At 62.3% G+C, this 15,369-nt stretch carries 22 protein-coding genes; 9 read left to right on the top strand and 13 right to left on the bottom strand.

Going from position 1 to position 15,369, the window contains the following annotated elements:
* Positions 1-36: 36 nt before the first annotated feature.
* Together AB4061_RS00440 and AB4061_RS00435 are read right to left on the bottom strand one after the other, a co-directional pair.
* The gene (locus AB4061_RS00440) at positions 37-351 is read right to left on the bottom strand and encodes a hypothetical protein (RefSeq protein WP_441629924.1); all 315 of its coding nucleotides are present in this window, start codon (positions 349-351) and stop codon (positions 37-39) included.
* 50 nt (positions 352-401) lie between these two features.
* Complete coding sequence (locus AB4061_RS00435) at positions 402-677, bottom strand: hypothetical protein (RefSeq protein WP_441629922.1); 276 nt, start codon at positions 675-677, stop codon at positions 402-404.
* Between the two features lie 56 nt (positions 678-733).
* On the opposite strand from AB4061_RS00435, the gene AB4061_RS00430 reads away from it, so the two are divergent.
* Positions 734-1,159, top strand: a complete 426-nt coding sequence (locus AB4061_RS00430; protein WP_441629920.1) for a hypothetical protein — start codon at positions 734-736, stop codon at positions 1,157-1,159.
* Positions 1,156-2,163, top strand: coding sequence for a phage Gp37/Gp68 family protein (locus AB4061_RS00425; protein WP_441629918.1), 1,008 nt, complete (start codon positions 1,156-1,158; stop codon positions 2,161-2,163). The genes AB4061_RS00430 and AB4061_RS00425 overlap by 4 nt, the downstream gene beginning before the upstream one ends.
* A gap of 14 nt (positions 2,164-2,177) precedes the next feature.
* On the opposite strand, the gene AB4061_RS00420 is transcribed toward AB4061_RS00425, so the two are convergent.
* Entirely contained in the window at positions 2,178-2,414 is a 237-nt protein-coding gene (locus tag AB4061_RS00420) for a hypothetical protein (RefSeq protein ID WP_441629916.1), read from the bottom strand.
* An 83-nt stretch (positions 2,415-2,497) separates the two neighbouring features.
* Here AB4061_RS00420 and AB4061_RS00415 point away from each other — a divergent pair, with 83 nt between their 5' ends.
* The 7 genes from AB4061_RS00415 (at position 2,498) to AB4061_RS00385 (ending at position 6,105) form a co-directional block, all read left to right on the top strand.
* Entirely contained in the window at positions 2,498-2,731 is a 234-nt protein-coding gene (locus AB4061_RS00415) for a hypothetical protein (RefSeq protein WP_441629914.1), read from the top strand.
* Position 2,732: 1 nt separating this feature from the next.
* Positions 2,733-3,257, top strand: a complete 525-nt coding sequence (locus AB4061_RS00410; RefSeq protein WP_441629912.1) for a DUF1643 domain-containing protein — start codon at positions 2,733-2,735, stop codon at positions 3,255-3,257.
* A gap of 130 nt (positions 3,258-3,387) precedes the next feature.
* A complete protein-coding gene (locus tag AB4061_RS00405) occupies positions 3,388-3,621 on the top strand; it encodes a DUF4224 domain-containing protein (RefSeq protein ID WP_170302025.1) in 234 nt (77 codons plus the stop codon).
* On the top strand, positions 3,618-4,715 hold the full coding sequence (locus tag AB4061_RS00400) for a hypothetical protein (protein WP_441629909.1): 1,098 nt from the start codon (positions 3,618-3,620) through the stop codon (positions 4,713-4,715). Before AB4061_RS00405 ends, AB4061_RS00400 begins: the two co-directional genes overlap by 4 nt.
* Before the next feature lie 426 nt (positions 4,716-5,141).
* Positions 5,142-5,444 (top strand): DUF2471 family protein, encoded by a 303-nt coding sequence (locus tag AB4061_RS00395; RefSeq protein WP_441629907.1) that lies wholly within the window; start codon positions 5,142-5,144, stop codon positions 5,442-5,444.
* Positions 5,434-5,712 (top strand): hypothetical protein, encoded by a 279-nt coding sequence (locus tag AB4061_RS00390; protein WP_441629905.1) that lies wholly within the window; start codon positions 5,434-5,436, stop codon positions 5,710-5,712. The genes AB4061_RS00395 and AB4061_RS00390 overlap by 11 nt, the downstream gene beginning before the upstream one ends.
* 117 nt (positions 5,713-5,829) lie before the next feature.
* Complete coding sequence (locus AB4061_RS00385) at positions 5,830-6,105, top strand: hypothetical protein (protein ID WP_441629903.1); 276 nt, start codon at positions 5,830-5,832, stop codon at positions 6,103-6,105.
* A gap of 250 nt (positions 6,106-6,355) precedes the next feature.
* Here the strand turns inward: AB4061_RS00385 and AB4061_RS00380 are convergent, their stop codons facing one another.
* The 10 genes from AB4061_RS00380 to AB4061_RS00335 form a co-directional block, all read right to left on the bottom strand.
* The gene (locus AB4061_RS00380) at positions 6,356-6,592 is read right to left on the bottom strand and encodes a hypothetical protein (protein ID WP_441629902.1); all 237 of its coding nucleotides are present in this window, start codon (positions 6,590-6,592) and stop codon (positions 6,356-6,358) included.
* Between the two features lie 99 nt (positions 6,593-6,691).
* Positions 6,692-7,162, bottom strand: coding sequence for a pilin (locus AB4061_RS00375; protein ID WP_441629900.1), 471 nt, complete (start codon positions 7,160-7,162; stop codon positions 6,692-6,694).
* A 35-nt stretch (positions 7,163-7,197) separates the two neighbouring features.
* Positions 7,198-7,662 carry a pilin gene (locus AB4061_RS00370; protein WP_441629898.1) on the bottom strand — a complete coding sequence of 155 codons (465 nt, stop codon included), beginning with the start codon at positions 7,660-7,662 and terminating at the stop codon, positions 7,198-7,200.
* A gap of 235 nt (positions 7,663-7,897) precedes the next feature.
* Positions 7,898-8,359, bottom strand: a complete 462-nt coding sequence (locus AB4061_RS00365; RefSeq protein WP_441629896.1) for a lysozyme — start codon at positions 8,357-8,359, stop codon at positions 7,898-7,900.
* A complete protein-coding gene (locus AB4061_RS00360) occupies positions 8,359-8,823 on the bottom strand; it encodes a hypothetical protein (protein ID WP_441629894.1) in 465 nt (154 codons plus the stop codon). The genes AB4061_RS00365 and AB4061_RS00360 overlap by 1 nt, the downstream gene beginning before the upstream one ends.
* Before the next feature lie 89 nt (positions 8,824-8,912).
* Complete coding sequence (locus AB4061_RS00355; RefSeq protein ID WP_441629892.1) at positions 8,913-9,137, bottom strand: hypothetical protein; 225 nt, start codon at positions 9,135-9,137, stop codon at positions 8,913-8,915.
* Entirely contained in the window at positions 9,127-11,034 is a 1,908-nt protein-coding gene (locus tag AB4061_RS00350) for a hypothetical protein (RefSeq protein WP_441629890.1), read from the bottom strand. Before AB4061_RS00350 ends, AB4061_RS00355 begins: the two co-directional genes overlap by 11 nt.
* Before the next feature lie 8 nt (positions 11,035-11,042).
* Positions 11,043-11,462 (bottom strand): hypothetical protein, encoded by a 420-nt coding sequence (locus tag AB4061_RS00345; RefSeq protein WP_441629888.1) that lies wholly within the window; start codon positions 11,460-11,462, stop codon positions 11,043-11,045.
* On the bottom strand, positions 11,459-14,182 hold the full coding sequence (locus tag AB4061_RS00340) for a DUF2341 domain-containing protein (RefSeq protein WP_441629886.1): 2,724 nt from the start codon (positions 14,180-14,182) through the stop codon (positions 11,459-11,461). The genes AB4061_RS00345 and AB4061_RS00340 overlap by 4 nt, the downstream gene beginning before the upstream one ends.
* A gap of 9 nt (positions 14,183-14,191) precedes the next feature.
* A complete protein-coding gene (locus tag AB4061_RS00335) occupies positions 14,192-15,364 on the bottom strand; it encodes a hypothetical protein (protein WP_441629884.1) in 1,173 nt (390 codons plus the stop codon).
* Positions 15,365-15,369: the final 5 nt, after the last annotated feature.

The raw sequence follows: 15,369 nt of genomic DNA, 5'->3' as shown, positions 1-15,369 counted from the left end.
GTTGTCTGTGGTCCAGCCGGAGGTGGCACCATGAGCCTAGCCGTTGTTCACGAATCCACCGCCGTCAGAGGCATTCGTCTGATCAATGACGTATTCAACGGTCTCTTCCTGATTATTCCAAAGCTCTTCAGCCCGTTGCTCAAATTTCTTCTTGTGAAAGGCGAAGATTGCTTGGTAGTTGCCAGCAATTTCGCTGTTGCCCTTGCCGAGTTCAAGAAGAGCATTTCGCGTGGCCATGCCACGGTAGGTTCGTTGTTTAACGAGAGGCTGGGTAACGCGAACAACAAAGCGTATACCGTCGAAACCGTCTTCTGGCTGCTCAATGATGGAGAAAATGGTGGCGGGTGTCATCGCGTCTCCTTGAATGGTGGAGGAATGCTGGAGGTATCGACGTGAATCGCCTACAAGAACCGCAACGCCCCGGACTTCGCCAACAGAATGGCGAAATCCTTCGCCTGCGCCAGTGCATCTTCAGCACGTGCTGTCGTACTGGGCAAAGGAATCGTCCATGCCGGATCAAACCGGCGCTTGAGATCCGCTATCTCGACCAGATGCACACGCCCCGTGAAAGTGCCGTCGGCTTCTTGCTTTGCTTCGGTCCAAAACCGGTGGTGATTCTCTTCGAAATCCCATTCGTTCGACATGCGCGCCTCCCAAAGATTGGCGAATTTTTCCATAAGCACTGTCGCCTCGCATTAACCATGTTTGGGCAAATCAAATTCGAGGAAACAGTATGACCAAGGAACGCCCCATCCTCTTCAGCGCCACCATAGTGCGAAGCAGCGCCGCCGTGAACTCAACGCGGGTCTTCCAGGCGATCGACGTACTCTTGAGCCCATTGGATGGCCCGCGCCTGAGCGTCCCCATACCTCGCGCAAGACTCAAGCACGTCGGACTCGGCAATCACGTTGTCGCCCCTACTCACCCGGCCCAGGGATTCAAACATTCCGCCTTCCACAGGCTTTGCAAAACCCTCAACTACGTAACCACGGTACTTTTCGATGGACATGGGGAATTCTTCTCCTATCGAAACCTGAGTGCGCTGCAATTCAACGGCTGCCATATCAAGCCTAGTATGCAACGCCATGTCGCGCTGACCGTGCGCCGTTCTTACCACACCCTCTTTAGCGGGGTATCAACATGGAGGGCCAGGACGTGAGCGAAAACACCAAAATTGAGTGGACCGATGCCACCTTCAATCCATGGATCGGCTGCGCCAAGGTCTCGCCCGCATGCGACCACTGCTATGCGGAGGTGTCGACGCCGGCCCGTGCGCTGGGCGTGACCTGGGGCGCCAAAGAAGACCGGCACCGCACGTCCGCCGCCAACTGGAAGCTGCCGCTACGCTGGAATGCGCAGCACGACGAGTTCTTCGCCGCGCATGGGCGCCGCCGGCGCGTCTTCTGCGCCAGCCTGGCAGATGTGTTCGATAACGCCGTCAGTGCGCAATGGCGCTTTGACCTGCTCCGGTTGATCATCGAGACGCCCAACTTGGATTGGCTGCTGCTGACGAAGCGCATCGGCAACGCTGCGGAGATGCTGGAGCAGGCCATGCGCGCGCTCACAGTTGGCCGCGAGGGATGGCGCGACAACTACCTGCCCAACGTCTGGATCGGCGCCACGGTCTGCAACCAGGAGGAGGCCGACCGCGACATCCCGAAGCTGCTGGCGGTGCCGGCGCGCGTACGATTCCTCAGCATGGAGCCGCTGCTGGGGCCAGTGGATCTGACCGCAGTCCAGTACACGACGAGTCCCGGCTACTTCGGCGACGCGCTGCGGTGGCACCACCAGCCGCACTGCAGCCGCAACGAACGCTATCCGGGAGTCGACTGGGTGATCGTCGGCGGCGAGAGCGGCCCCGGCGCGCGCCCGATGCATCCGGATTGGGCGCGGAGCCTGCGCGATCAGTGCACGGCGGCTGGCGTGCCGTTCCTATTCAAGCAATGGGGCGAGCACGCGATGAACTACGACCGCGACCGAGACGACCCTGATTGGCGGCGCTGCGCGGAGATGGACCGGAAGACGGGTCGCTGGATCAACCTAGCCGGCGGCCACGGCTTCCACGGCGAGCGCGTTCACTATGCCGAGAGGATCGGCAAGAAGGCCGCCGGCCGCCTGCTCGACGGCGTGCAGCACGATGGTTACCCGGGGAGCGCGTCGTGAAAACGAGAACCGCGCTACTGAGCCGGCAGTCCCTCGAAATCGAACTCGGCAAAGATCTTCGCGTCCGTTGCCGCCACAACCCCTCTCGCAGCGATGGGCCCAGCAATATAAATTCCGCTGGCCTTCTCAGGTTCGACCCCCGGCGGATAAAAGTGGACGTACATCTCTTTGGTGTACTCCGGATGCTCTCGCATGCGTTCGTTCACCATCTCGATATATTCAACTCGCGTGAGACTCGGTTTAGCAGCCATGCGCAACTCCGGTTGGTCTTTCTAAATCCTAGCATGGCCAAACGACGCCCCGCCCTCTTTACCAGCGCGACGGGGGTTGCGTAATGGGCTACCTCAACCCGCTGCTGAAACTCCCCGCAGCGAAGAAGCTCATGAGCCTTCCTCCGGAACAGCGGCGCGCGGTTAGCGCGGTCTTCCGGGAACTTCGCGAAGAGGCAAACATGGAAGCCGAACAGGCCTGGCGTCGTCGCAAAGGCCCGATGGCGGCCTATTGGCGCGCCGTCTCCACCTACGCCCGCCACCTGGCGCACGCGTTAGAGCAATCCGGGAGGAACTAGCATGAAGCACCTGACCACCCAGACCCTCGACGGCGAAGCAGGCTGCATCCTCTCCGACTGTGAGCAGTACCGCTACCGCCTCTGGCGCGAGTGGGATCGCAGCCGGTCGGCCCTAGGCTTCATCATGCTCAACCCGTCGACCGCAGACCACCAGGTCAACGACCCGACGATCACCCGCTGCCTGCAGCGCGCGCTGGCCGGGCGCTATGGCCGCCTGGAAGTGGTGAATCTGTTCCCGCTGCGCTCGACTGACCCGGACGGCCTGCTGGCCCATCCGGCACCGCTGGGCGACCGGGCTGACCGGAACGACGGCGCGATCATGGACGCGCTTGATCGCTGCTCGCTCGTGATCTGCGCCTGGGGCGCACACAAGGCGGCGCCGGTACGCGCGGCGGAGGTGCTGCGCATCATCCGCATGTGTGGGCGCGGCCCCTTGCTCTACCAGCTCGGGCTAAATCAGGACGGCAGTCCAAAGCATCCCCTCTATATCGCGGCCAGGGTCCGGCCGCAGCCATTCATGCCATAGACCATCAAACACCAACCACATGGGTAAATCGCATTTACCCATGTGATGAGTAGAAATAGGAAAGCAGTGGAAGTCGCCGCAAAACGAATCATCGAATTGACCCGCCAGGCTTGGCGGATTGGAGACCGAGGTGAGCACGTATCTCACGGTGAATGAACTCGCCGAACTCGTTGGCTGCCAGCCTCGCAGCCACACCTGCATGAAGCGCTGGCTCAAGAAACACGGCTGGCCGTTCGCGGTGAACATCGCCGGCGTGCCGCAGGTGAGCCGCGCATATTTCCAGGCGCGCCTCTCCGGCCTTGCGTCGGCCACCGGCACCGACGAACCTGAACAAGAACCCAACTTTGAAGCGCTAGCCGCATGATTTCGAGACGCAAGACACCTGACGGCCTGCCCTTCCGGCTCTACCGCCGCGAGGGCAAGTTCAAGGTCAGCTATGGCTACAAGCTGCCCGACGGGAAATGGGCCTTCCGCCTGTCCGCGCAGAGGAACAACGCCGAGGCCGTGGCCGAGATCGATCGCGAGGCGCGCCGGCGCGCAGACGAGCTGAACGGTGATGCTGTCTTGGCGGGCACCACTCAGGCTCTTTTCGATGCCTACTTCAGCTGGCAAGAAGGGCTGCCCGAGGCGGACGAAAGGAAGAAGGCCGCGGTAACGCTGACCGAGAACCGGGTCGAGGCCAAGACCGTTTGCAAGGTGTTCGGCAAGGTGAAGCCGGCGGCGATCAAGCCGCATCACATCTACCGATACCTGGACCTGCGGGCGAAACAGGGGGCACCGGCCAAAGCCAACAAGGAAGTCGCTCTGCTGTCGGCCACGCTCGAGTATGGGCGCCGGCTAGGCGAACTGGAGAGGAACCCGTGCACCGGCATCAAGTACAACCCGACCAAGCCGCGGCAGAAGTACGTGAGGCCAGAAGAAGTGGCGCTGGCCGTCGAGATCGCGCGGGTGCGCGGCGGCAGCTACCTGATCCTCGCCCTGTGCGTGCAGACGGCCTACCTGACGGTCAGCCGGCCGGAGGAGATGCGCAGCCTTGTGCGCCAGGCCATCACGCCTGACGGCCTGCTGGTGCCCGTAGGCAAGCGCAAGGCCGGGCAGATGCAACGGACCAAGGTCGTACGCTGGTCCCCGGCTTTGCGCCATGCAGTCGACGAAGCCCTGGCGCTCCAGCGCACGGCGAGCGTCTACGTGTTCGGCAACACCTCCGGCCAGGTGTACAGCCGCAGCGGCTGGAACACGATCTGGAAACGCCTGATGGGGTACTGTGGAAAGGCCGCGGAAGAGCGTGGTGTCATGTTCAGCAGCTTCACGCTGGCGGACATGCGACCCAGCGCGGTGACCGATCGGATGGAGGAAGGCGACGACCGGATTACGGATGCCACCGGCCACGCCGACGGCAAGATGGTGGCCAAAATCTACGACCGGCGGCGGGTCAGAAAAGTGCGGCCGACAGCCTGAATTTGTTGGAACTTGACGAAAATGACCACGAAGCGACGCGGGTTTCAGGGTGGGTCAAATTCCAATGAAACAACCTAACCCATTGATTTCAATGAAAATTGAACAAGGATTGTGATTCCTGTCGTCGTGGGTTCGAGTCCCATCAGCCACCCCAAGAATTTGCTTTACAAAACAGCGACTTAGCCAAGTCGCTGTTTTTGTTTGTGCGCCCCAAAGCGGCGTTCTATTCCCACCATATTCCCACGGTGGGAATACTCTGCATCCTCGTCCTCACGCCCGCACCGTCAGTCCTCCCACGCGCTCACGCTGCACCGCGTCGAATACATCACGTCAACCGATCGCCAACGCACTGTATATCCATACAGTTAACTCAACTACCCACGCTCGGCTTAGAACGGCTCTTATACTGGATATCCATACAGTCCCATGAAAGCCGATATGCTCCCCTTCGCCGCCATTGAAAAAGCCATCGTCGATGCATTGCCGCCAATCGTTTCCCGCCATCGCGAAGCAGGACTCCTGACCTGGCGCCTCCTGCATCAAATCGAAGAAGAAGTGTTCGCCGCGATAGGGGTAAGCGGGCGCTACGATCCAATGATTCTCCGAATGCTCAAATCGTCACCCTCCATGGGATACCCGAAGGACGATAGGATCGCCGACGTCAGCAAACATGAGGTGTGCCCGGTAGCTTTCAGTGCTGTCATGGCCGCATGGCAACATGTCCACTAAGCCATCCCCGGCCGGCTACCAGCCGGAAACCATCTTCCTGGAATCCGAGTTTCTGCCTGGTGACGTCGCCGAGATGCGCCTGCACTGCGAGAGCGTTACCGTAACACCTGACGCTGTGACCGTCCAAGGCATTGAGACGCGGCACATCCAGGCAATGGTCTGGCTCGCGGAGTACTTGTCGTTCGACGCCGATGGGCAGCACCATCGGTTCAGAGTGGCCCGGCCGGTCACGAAGCCTCCACTGCGGGCTCGCTTCCCCCGGGTCTGATGCGCCATGCATCCCCGAGACGTCCCCCGGGACTGGGCACGAGGCCTCAACGATCCTGCACCGCGGCAGGCCAACCCTCGATACCCGCCGGCGCTCACCGAAGCGGAGATGCGCGCCATGTACGAGAGCAACCGGACGCCTGAGGTCCGTCGGCTATTGTGGGAAGTGGCGCGACTGCAGGCGCTGGCCCGGCGCGCCAACCAGTTCGCCTCTTGCTTCCCGCTGTACGATAGCCAACTGACCGCGACAGCCTTCCACATCATCCTTGCTGCGCTGCGTCGGGATCTGGAAAAGGAATCGTGGCTGGTGGACGACGCGGCCAGGCAGGAAGAGATCTTCGACAGAGCGCCACCGATGTCGAAGCGCGAGGCGCGCCGCCGGCGTAACGGATAGGAGAGCTGCTGCGCGATGTCTATGGCGCGCAGCTTCATGCGGCCCTACCCGGCCGAGCTGATGGATGCGGAACCGGCGCCTCCCAGCGCGCCTGTTGCGCCTAACCTTGTGTGCGCCGCGCCACAATCGACCGGTTGACGCTTGCCTGGTTGTCGCGCATTTGAGATACTTCATGCGCCGATTCGTCGGCGGCTCGCCGCAAAACGTAACCCCTCGAAGGTATGTGATGCAATGGCGGGCCTTTTTGCATTCAGCCCTTGCCTGCCGGCGCCTCCGCCGCGAAGAGCAATCGAGCGATCTGTTCCACGAGATCGGGGGGCGCACGGTAGATCGTCGATAGGGTTCGCATCCGTTGCACTTCCTGTTCTATCTCATCCTGCGTGCGTGCAGTCGCCAGCGTTGCTGCGAGCCGCATGCGCTCGCCAAGCAAATCCACCAGTTCTGCATCAAGCGATGCGATCATCTCTGTGGTGGTGGGCAGGGACAACTATCACCTCAAAATAAAATGTGGCAACCAATGTTGCCACTCTAGCACCAATTGTGCGCCAAAAAATCAATCGTGATTTCTTGGGCACTTAACACCGGTTCAGCATTTGAGCCCACGAAGACCGCCATCGCAAGCGGTGCCGCTTCCAACCCAAGTTAAATTGCTCCCGCTTGCACCAGAAACGGGGGTCAGAACCAAAGCCTCTGCCGTGCCAGTGGAATCCGTTGCCTCTAGCGTCGCAGTGATGACACCGTTGGTAATCGACGCAATGGCCGTAACATACTTCGGAAGCGGGTCCGCCGCGGTACCCGCTGGAATCGCGGGAATGTTGTTCGTACCAGCACTGCATCCCGTAACCGTACCGAGTTCCTGAGAGCACATCGCGATGGCGGCCGTGAAACTACCAAGTGCACTGAAGGCGCCTTGAGCTTTGCTTCGCTGCGAATAATCTTGATATTGGGGGAGCGCGATCGCCGTCAGAATCCCGATAATTGCCACCACGATCATTAACTCGATCAGCGTGAAGCCCTTACTGGATTGCGTGAATGCATGATGACGTATTAGTTGCATGTCGCGCTCCCGGTACTATCTAGCTCAGAGCAGGATCAGCACTTAAGACCGCGCTTGCCTGTGTCGCACGCAGTTCCGGTTGCGACCCAAGTTACGTTAGTCGCAGAAACCGTAGGGGTCAAAACCAGGCCGTCCGCARCACCAGCAGAATCGGTAGCCTCCAGCGTAGCCGTGATGACGCCATTGGTCACCGATGCAATGGCCGTGACATACTTAGGCAGCGGGTCCGCCGCAGTGCCGGCCGGAATCGCAGGAATGTTGTTCGTTCCGGCATTGCACCCCGTAACCGTACCGATCTCCTGTGAGCACATCGCGATGGCCATTTTGAAACTTTCCAACCCGGCTAGAGCGCCATTAGCCTTGCTTCGTTGCGTATAGTCCTGATACTGAGGAATTGCGATTGCGGCCAAGATACCGATGATCGCGACCACGATCATCAGTTCGATCAGCGTGAAGCCCTTCTGTACCCGTTTTTTCATTCCCATCCGCGCTGCTTTCATGATTGACCCCTTTATGTTTGGACAGCGTATGTGCTGTACTGAACCAATACGCAAGCTGCGTGCCAGTGCGCAAAGTGCCACATTCAATGGAATATGTGACAGATCTTGTCACCTGTAACCAAATGTGTCGCCGTGTGCGTGACAGAATTTGTCAGCCTGGTGACGAATTCCGGCATGCGCAGTAAGGCACTTTTATGTCAGATAGTATCTGGTTTAATATCGCGCCCTGGCCGAGCTAGATCAGAGCGACCTCGGCCTCCCGCCGCCGCACTAGGCCCCGCAGCACGCGCCCGCCGCCGCGGACCCACTTGCGGAACTCAGCCGGCACATCGTCCCACCGTCCCGCGTTGACCCGCCTGCGGAGCGTGCTCGCGCGCAGGTTGCCGGCGCCGAGGTTGAAGGCGAAGTCGATGAGCGCGGCCAGGCGCTCCGGCGTATCGACCCCCTGGCACAGTTTCAGCACGGCCGGCAGGTAGACGCGCCGCACCATGTCCAGCAGCATCACCTCGGCGGTGGCCCGCGTGATCGCGGGGTCGCTGAGCGTCACCCGGCGCCCGTCCAGGTAGTAGGTCGCCCCGTACCCGATCGTCGGCACGCCGGCCGGGCACAGGTAGGGGCGCAGGTACAGTCCCTCGAAGCGCCGGGCGAGCGCCGCGGCGACCTTGACTGCCAGCGCGCGGAACTCGGCGCCCGTCATCACTTGCCCCGCTTGAACAGCGCGCGGTCGGCCAGGTAGATACCGAGCGCTGCGCCGCACACCGACCAGCCGTTCTCGTCCAGCTTCCACCACTCGAAGTAATTGCCCGAGATCATGAGAACCGACCAGGTGGCCACCGCCGGCCGGATGCAGGCGTTCCACGCATCAACCCAGGCCACGCCGATCGCGCGCCCGGTTGATTTGACCGCTTCGAGCCAGCCGTTAGCTTCGATCTTCCCTAGATCGGCTTCCGCCTGCACCGCGATCGTCTTCACACCGAGATCCGCCTGAACTTTGATCGCCTCCATGTTGCGTGCGTGCTGCGCCGCGTCTAGCTCGCCCTGCAGGCGCATGCGATCGAGCTCCTGCTGGTGTTCCTGTCGCGCGGTAAGCCATGAGCTCACCTCGCCCCAAATCATGCGGAATACCGATCCGCCGAGAAACGATACGATTGCCGATAGCATGTGCCCTCCTTTCAGGTTTCAGGTCTTTCCGGAGTGCACCGTACCGCCTCCCGGTATTACCTCGCCTGCGGGGCAATTGCGCTATCGCCTCAGACATCAATGAGTGTGATGGGGAGGCTTGGGGCGGGCCCCTCAATGACCCCGTTGCGAAAGAACACATGGTCGTTGACTGCCGCGTTGCCGCGGGCCTGCGCAACTCCGCCGCCGGGCATGGTGATCGTCGCCACCCCATTGCTCACAGCCGCGACGGTACCGACCTGCAGCGGTGGATCGGGCAGCAGCCCGAGCAGAACCTTGTACGGGTTACGCAACATGAGTTTCGACTCCAATGGTTTGCCACATTTCCGGCATGCCGGCTTCAATCGCGGTGCTGCGCACGATGCCGATGCGGGTCGTGCCGCCATCCACATACCGGACGAACTTGCCCGGCTGGATCACGCCCGTCTCAGCGAGCACCGGCAAGCGCAGCGCCAGATGCGCCTGGCGTCCGGTGTCGGCGAGAACAGAGAGCCCCCGCTGGCGCGCGGCGTCGGCATGTGTGATGAGCGCATCGGTGATCATCGGGGCGAGGATGCTTCCATCGGTGCCGGCGCGCGTCACCTGGCCCAGCACGCCCTGCCCCTCACCAGTCGCGAACACGCGGTTGTAGCGCGGACGTTCCAGCCACTCGATACCCTCGCGCGTCGTCACGTCGGACGGCAATTCGAAGTCCGGCGTCAGCGAGTCCCAGTTCCAGGGAGCGGTCGGATAGCGCGCAAGCACGTTCAACTGCTTCTGCGTCGGGTGCGGCTGGATGTATCCGCCCGCGGCGCCGGCAATCGTGTTCAGCGCCGTGATGTAGGTGCCCTGATGCGCCCAGGCGCCGGCCGGAACTAGCCAGTCGGTCAGCCCCCAGTTGACGGCCCAGCCGATGCTCGCGCCATTGATGGTGAGCGCATCGTTCATCAGTTGCTGCGCGGTGCGCGCCTGCGCGTTGCCGAAGTTCAGGATAGGGGCATAGGGCGCGCCAAGCATCGCAGATTTGCCCTTCCCGCTCACGCGGATCACGGCCTGTCCGAAGGAACGATCGCGGCTGATATTCTCTGCGAGCACGCGATACGCAGTGCCATTGATGACCGCCTCAAGCTCGACCGGTGTGCCGTCCGAGCCGGGCTCAATTGCATCCTGCGCGGCGGCCGGCAGCGCCGCATTGAAGCCCCACGTCCAGGAGTCGGCATCAATGCTCAGCGACAGCGAGAACGTCGGCAACTCGACGTTGCCGTCTACGCGGCGCAACAGCACATTGTTTATCACGATATAGACCCTCTTTACGGGAACGATGACGGTGCCCGGTTGCTCAGGCTCGGCCTCTTTGCACGGATACTTGGCAAAATTAAGGCGGATGTCGTTGCCTGCATAGTCCAGCCACGGGCAGATGAAGTTCAGCGCTCCGCTGCCGGTGTATGGCGGGGTGACCGGCGGCGTGATCGGGGGCACTTCCTTGCCGAACGGCGCCCACTTTGCGGACTCCCAGGGGAGTTTGGTCGTGCGGTGGCGGATCACGGCCGGACCGGCTGGCAGTCCATGCACCCGACTCTGCGGTTTGGCCTCCTCGTAGCGTGCCGTCTTGGCGACCTTGATGTGCGGCGGGTACTCAAACGTGTCGCCGGTCAGCCGGCTCGTTGGCGTCGCATATTCGTAGACCACCTTCGGCGCGCGGCGCAGCCGGCTAGGGTACTGCCACAGCGAGGCCCGGCAATTGGTCAGCGCGGTGGCTGCCTCATAAACCTGACCCGTGGCCGACCGCCGCCTCGATGCTTGCTTGTAGACCATCGCCGAGCGGCTACGCACATGCACCGGCACCGACCACGGCAAGGCGCTGGCCGGCTTCAGGTTGGCAGCCTGCTCGAAGGCCGAGGACTTGGAGGGCGAGTTAGGCTTCGCCATCTCGTAGGCCGGCGAGGTGGCATTCGATGGCCCCCGAAAGACGTTGTTGGCGTAGTTGACCTGAACGTGTAGCGTCTGCACTGTGTGCAGCGTCATCGTCAGCGCGGCGGTGACTGGGTGAGCCTTCTCGGCATCACCGATGATGTGGAGGGTGGGCGCGCTCTTGACGAGCCGAACCACGGCGGTGGTGGGTACCCCGTCAGGGTTCAGCGTGAAGTTAAGGTCTACATGGTTCCCCGCAGGCGGGGTGTATGCCTTATGGAAATTCAGGTCATTGGCGCTCATGCCTGTGCTCACGCCTCAACCAGCGATGCCACCGACGCGGAGATATCGCCACCCTCGTAGAGTTGGACCGTGGGGGTACCGGCCGCCGCCAATTGTACTTCCCCTGTTCCTCCCGAGGCAGTGACATCCAGATCCGCGACGAACGTGCCATCCGAGGCCACGATGCGCCCCCAGGCCGCCGTGCCGGTCTTCAGCGCCAACTGCGAAGCTCCAAGTAACAGCGGCAGGGTGGTGCCCGAGATCGTGCCCGCCGAGGGGTATGCAAACGGCAGCGCCGCCAGCTTGTTCTGCGAGGTGATGGCGGCCCCGGTGGCCGGGCGCGTGCCGTCATAGATGTTCAACACGCCGGCCGCACCGCCGCCGTCAATGGCGCGGGTCAGGGCCTTGAGACGATCAGCAATGACCGTCGTCGAGAACGCGAGCGTCATAGGAACTCCTCGGCAAATTGCAGCATGGCGGGCGGCCCACTGGGAATGTACTTGCGCAGCGCCACCCAGTCGATCAGCGAGACGTAGCCGGATTGACTGCTCTTGCCTCGGTATATCGCCAGGTTGGCATTGCCGGTGCCGGCGCCACTATGGGTCATCACGGTCTGGTTGTTGATCTGCAAAGCCACCGATCCATCGGACCCCCGACCCAGGGCAATACGCCCGGCTTGAGCAGTGGGCGTAGGAACTCCGCTGGTGGCTGAACCACCACCGACCGTAGGGGTAAAGCGCCCGTTGGTGTTGGTGGTGGCCTCGCCGCCAATCGCCAGCCGTGAGCCTGTCTGATAGTCTCCCACGTTCTCCAGTGTCGCCACCGTGTTGAGCGCTCCAGTGCCACTGACGAAACCGAACTGGTTCTGCACCGCGCCGGCCGTGGAGTTGTAGCCAAACTGTGTGTAGACCGCCAGCGCCTCAAGCCCGGCCGCGAACGCGGTGACCGAGCGCACTCCACCCTCGGTACTGCTGGCCTGCAGCGACCAGGCGCTGTTGGTGAACACGCCCGTGCTGGTGCTGATGCCGGAGTCCACCTGCCATTTGGAGCTGTCGTAGGCGGCGAAGTCGTCGAACAGTGTCCACGGAAGCCCTGCGCCGCTGCTGGTCTTGGTCTGCGTTAGTCCCCGGTTGTACTGCACGTAGATATCCACCGGTCCGGCGTCGAGGTCGCCAGGAAGCTTGACCCAGTAATAGGCCACGCGGTCCGGGGCCGTGCCGTACACCCCCTCCATCCAGAAGTCCAGCTGGTTGCCAGAGGTGTCGGTGAACACGATGTCCGTCACATCGTCGCGCGTGCGCGGCATGTAGCGGACCGGGCAGATCACGTCGGCGTTCGTCACCGCCTGGGCCGTGGCTACGCCGTTGGGCGTGCTCTCCCCCACGCGAATCAGCGCCGGGTAATTGGTGCTCAGCCCGGTGCCGCCGGCCTTGAAACGCAGCTTGCGCCGGGCCGGGCGGAAGGCAGCGGGTGCGGTGGTCGCCGGCGTGATCAGGTCCTGCACCACAGCGTTGTAGATCTGCTGATAATCGCGGCCGATCACCATGTAGTTGCGGTTGCCATCGATGTTGGCGAAGCTGTAGTTGCCACTGGCGTCGCTCCAAGCGGAGCGGATCACCAGCATGGACTTCAGATCAATCAGAAAGACCCGGCGCACCGCCGCCACGGTGTTGATCGTGACCTTGCCGGACACGCTGGCGGTGCCACCCCAGGTGTAATCCAGCAGCCGGCTGCTGCCATAGGGGATGGCCGGCCCTTTGCGGCTGACGACAGGGGTCACCAGCCCCTGTGCCATCACCGTACGGCTGCCGCGCAGCACGCCCAAGGCAGCCGAGGGCACCGTCGTCAGGGCTAGCGGGTCGAACAGGGCGGTGTACCTACCTACGCCCTTGGTCACACGAATACCATCCAGGTATCCGTTCCACATGCTGGCGGCCCCGCCGTTGGCGCCAACCCGTACTGGATTCGTGTTCAGAGTAACCGCAGTGTTGGACAGCGCAGCGGTGGCTACCGGGGCGCCATTGACGTACATCGTCAGCGTCAGCCCGATCTTGCACACGGCAATGTGGTGCCACTGCTGCACATTCAGCGTTGGGCTCTGTACCGTGACCTGACTACCCGCACTGTTGTACGAATGGGCAAAGATAATCACCTGTGTGCCGTTGGAGCGGTACATCGTCAGCCAGCCCGCCGTTCCGCTGCTGTTCTTGGAGATGATGTCGCTTTCACCGGTGAGGGTGCTGCTCATCCAGATCCAGGCCTCTACCGTGTAATCCCCGGTGCCCACGTCGAAGTCTGAGCTGCTGGCGAGGCTCAGGTAGTCCGTGCTGCCATTCAGCAGCAGCGACGAACCTCCCAACACGGCCTGCACCGTGCTCAGCTTGGGCGCGCCATTGAGCGTCACCGTGTGGCCGGCCTGGTCGGTGATGGTGGTCGAGGCGTTGTCGCCATCCATGCGCAGGTCGAGCACCACATTGGCCGCATAGGCGTCAACCGGATAAGGGTCGAAGGCGGTGGCAGCCGGGGTGAATGCGGCCGTGTAGCGCGCCACCCCCTTGGTGACCCTCACCTCGTCGTAGTACGCCTCCAGCCAAGTAGCGGCTGCCGCTAGGTTGGACTGACCCAGCACCACCGGCAACCCGAGCGTGCAATTGATTGCACCGGAGAACGTGGCACTGCCCTTGGCCACGCCGCCGACCCACACCTGCAAGGCGGTGCCTTGACGGGTCAATGCCACATGGGCGAAGGCGCCAGTCGGCAGGTCGCCCGAGGCACCCGTGATCACCTGCGTGCCATTGAGTGACACGTTCACCTCGCCGTTGGCGCCGCGCCAGATCAGCCAGTCGGTGTTGGCGCCACTACTGTCCCAGCGCCCGATGATCGCGCCGCCATCGGCGCCCTGCGACACCGGCCAAACGAAGGCCTCAACGGTGAGATCCCCACTGCCAAAGTTGAACTGCGGCGCGTTGCCCAGCAGTCCATAGTTGCCATTGGTATTGCCAGTCTTCAGCGAGGCCGAGCCGAACTGCTTTTGGGTCGTACTGATCACCGCTGTGCCCTTGCAGGCTAGGGCGCTCTGCCAGCGCGAGCTATCGGGGGACGAGGTGGCGGCGTTGGCCCCATCACAATGTAGCAGTGCCGACAAATTGGCGGCGTATTGATCAGACATGTGTGCTCCTTAGCGCCATGGGCCGGTAATGTCGAGCACCGAATAGCCCGAAGGGGAAAAACCAGGCCCACCATGGCGCAGCACCATGCCCGTGCGCCCCGGTACGTCTGGCATGCTGGCGTAACGGTCTCGGTGGTTGATGCCGGAAAGGGTCAGGTCTTGCGGGCAGTGATAATAGCCGGGGTAGCGTCYGCGCAGGCCTTGTCCCGAAACCACCATGTGCGCGTGGGTCAGCAACAGCGCATTGTCGGCACTATTGGGGAACTTCAGCATCGACGAGGAATAACTCGCAGTTCCAGATGCGGCGCCAGAGCCAACGACCCACACCATGCCGCCCACGCGCTGTGTTTTGATCGCCCCCGGTTGTCCGTAGGAGGGCCTCGGCATATAAGGCTGAGCCGTGACGCTGCTATAAGACAGGCACTGGTCACTGGATGCCCCTCCGTAGGCCACCTGGCTGGAGTTCTGCGCGCTCAGCGTCGCACACCACAGATCGGCCGAGTTGTAGCTCAGCATGTCGCCAAAGGCCCACATCAGCCCGGCGAACGTGATGTCGGTCTCCACCCACAGGTAGAACAGGCGCTCATCCCCGACCAGAATCCAGTTGCGGGCCGTGCTAGTGGTCTGGAAGGACTTGCCGGCGTACTGGCCTCCGCTCAGCTGCGCGGCAGTCGGGAACGCTCCGCTCCCGGTATTGATGTCGGTCATGCTCTCGTAGCCGACTACCCGCGCATCGGTGGTGCCGGTGTCATCGACCCGCAGCAGCATGCCGTATGAGCCAGCATCGGTCGAGGTGTAGGCGGCCAGGTTGGTGCCGGAAAACGGCTTGGCCCAGCCCAACGGGCTGACCTTGGCAGTGATGCTGCCGGTGGCGGTTTGGTCCGAGATACCGGTGGTGGCGAAGGTCACCTGAGTGGTGCTGACCGTCAGCACCTTCTTGTCGCCATTCAGCCCACTCGGGGTCGCGCCGGCGATCAGCGCCATGCTGCCGACTTCGAAGCTATGGCCGGCGTTGATGGTCACGGTTGCCACGTTGCTGGCCACTACCAGTGAATCGACGGACTTCAGCCCCCAGCCATTGAGCAGGCAGCCATCCAACACGCCGATCAGCGCCCCTGCCAAGCCGGACATCACCGGGTGGCCGCCGCCAGCGGCGTAGCTGCTATACAGTTTCACTGCCATTTAGG

It is taken from the genome of Cupriavidus sp. YAF13, assembly GCF_052113425.1.
Taxonomy (GTDB): domain Bacteria; phylum Pseudomonadota; class Gammaproteobacteria; order Burkholderiales; family Burkholderiaceae; genus Cupriavidus.
Note: the sequence above shows the minus strand (reverse complement) of the source record. Positions and strands in the feature narration are given on the sequence as shown.

Bases quoted from the DNA above. Each gene is read 5' to 3' on its own strand.
- AB4061_RS00440 (WP_441629924.1), bottom strand. From the start codon at position 351: ATGACACCCGCCACCATTTTCTCCATCATTGAGCAGCCAGAAGACGGT.
- AB4061_RS00435 (WP_441629922.1), bottom strand. From the start codon at position 677: ATGGAAAAATTCGCCAATCTTTGGGAGGCGCGCATGTCGAACGAATGG.
- AB4061_RS00430 (WP_441629920.1), top strand. From the start codon at position 734: ATGACCAAGGAACGCCCCATCCTCTTCAGCGCCACCATAGTGCGAAGC.
- AB4061_RS00420 (WP_441629916.1), bottom strand. From the start codon at position 2,414: ATGGCTGCTAAACCGAGTCTCACGCGAGTTGAATATATCGAGATGGTG.
- AB4061_RS00415 (WP_441629914.1), top strand. From the start codon at position 2,498: ATGGGCTACCTCAACCCGCTGCTGAAACTCCCCGCAGCGAAGAAGCTC.
- AB4061_RS00410 (WP_441629912.1), top strand. From the start codon at position 2,733: ATGAAGCACCTGACCACCCAGACCCTCGACGGCGAAGCAGGCTGCATC.
- AB4061_RS00400 (WP_441629909.1), top strand. From the start codon at position 3,618: ATGATTTCGAGACGCAAGACACCTGACGGCCTGCCCTTCCGGCTCTAC.
- AB4061_RS00395 (WP_441629907.1), top strand. From the start codon at position 5,142: ATGAAAGCCGATATGCTCCCCTTCGCCGCCATTGAAAAAGCCATCGTC.
- AB4061_RS00390 (WP_441629905.1), top strand. From the start codon at position 5,434: ATGTCCACTAAGCCATCCCCGGCCGGCTACCAGCCGGAAACCATCTTC.
- AB4061_RS00385 (WP_441629903.1), top strand. From the start codon at position 5,830: ATGTACGAGAGCAACCGGACGCCTGAGGTCCGTCGGCTATTGTGGGAA.
- AB4061_RS00375 (WP_441629900.1), bottom strand. From the start codon at position 7,162: ATGCAACTAATACGTCATCATGCATTCACGCAATCCAGTAAGGGCTTC.
- AB4061_RS00365 (WP_441629896.1), bottom strand. From the start codon at position 8,359: ATGACGGGCGCCGAGTTCCGCGCGCTGGCAGTCAAGGTCGCCGCGGCG.
- AB4061_RS00360 (WP_441629894.1), bottom strand. From the start codon at position 8,823: ATGCTATCGGCAATCGTATCGTTTCTCGGCGGATCGGTATTCCGCATG.
- AB4061_RS00355 (WP_441629892.1), bottom strand. From the start codon at position 9,137: ATGTTGCGTAACCCGTACAAGGTTCTGCTCGGGCTGCTGCCCGATCCA.
- AB4061_RS00350 (WP_441629890.1), bottom strand. From the start codon at position 11,034: ATGAGCGCCAATGACCTGAATTTCCATAAGGCATACACCCCGCCTGCG.
- AB4061_RS00345 (WP_441629888.1), bottom strand. From the start codon at position 11,462: ATGACGCTCGCGTTCTCGACGACGGTCATTGCTGATCGTCTCAAGGCC.
- AB4061_RS00340 (WP_441629886.1), bottom strand. From the start codon at position 14,182: ATGTCTGATCAATACGCCGCCAATTTGTCGGCACTGCTACATTGTGAT.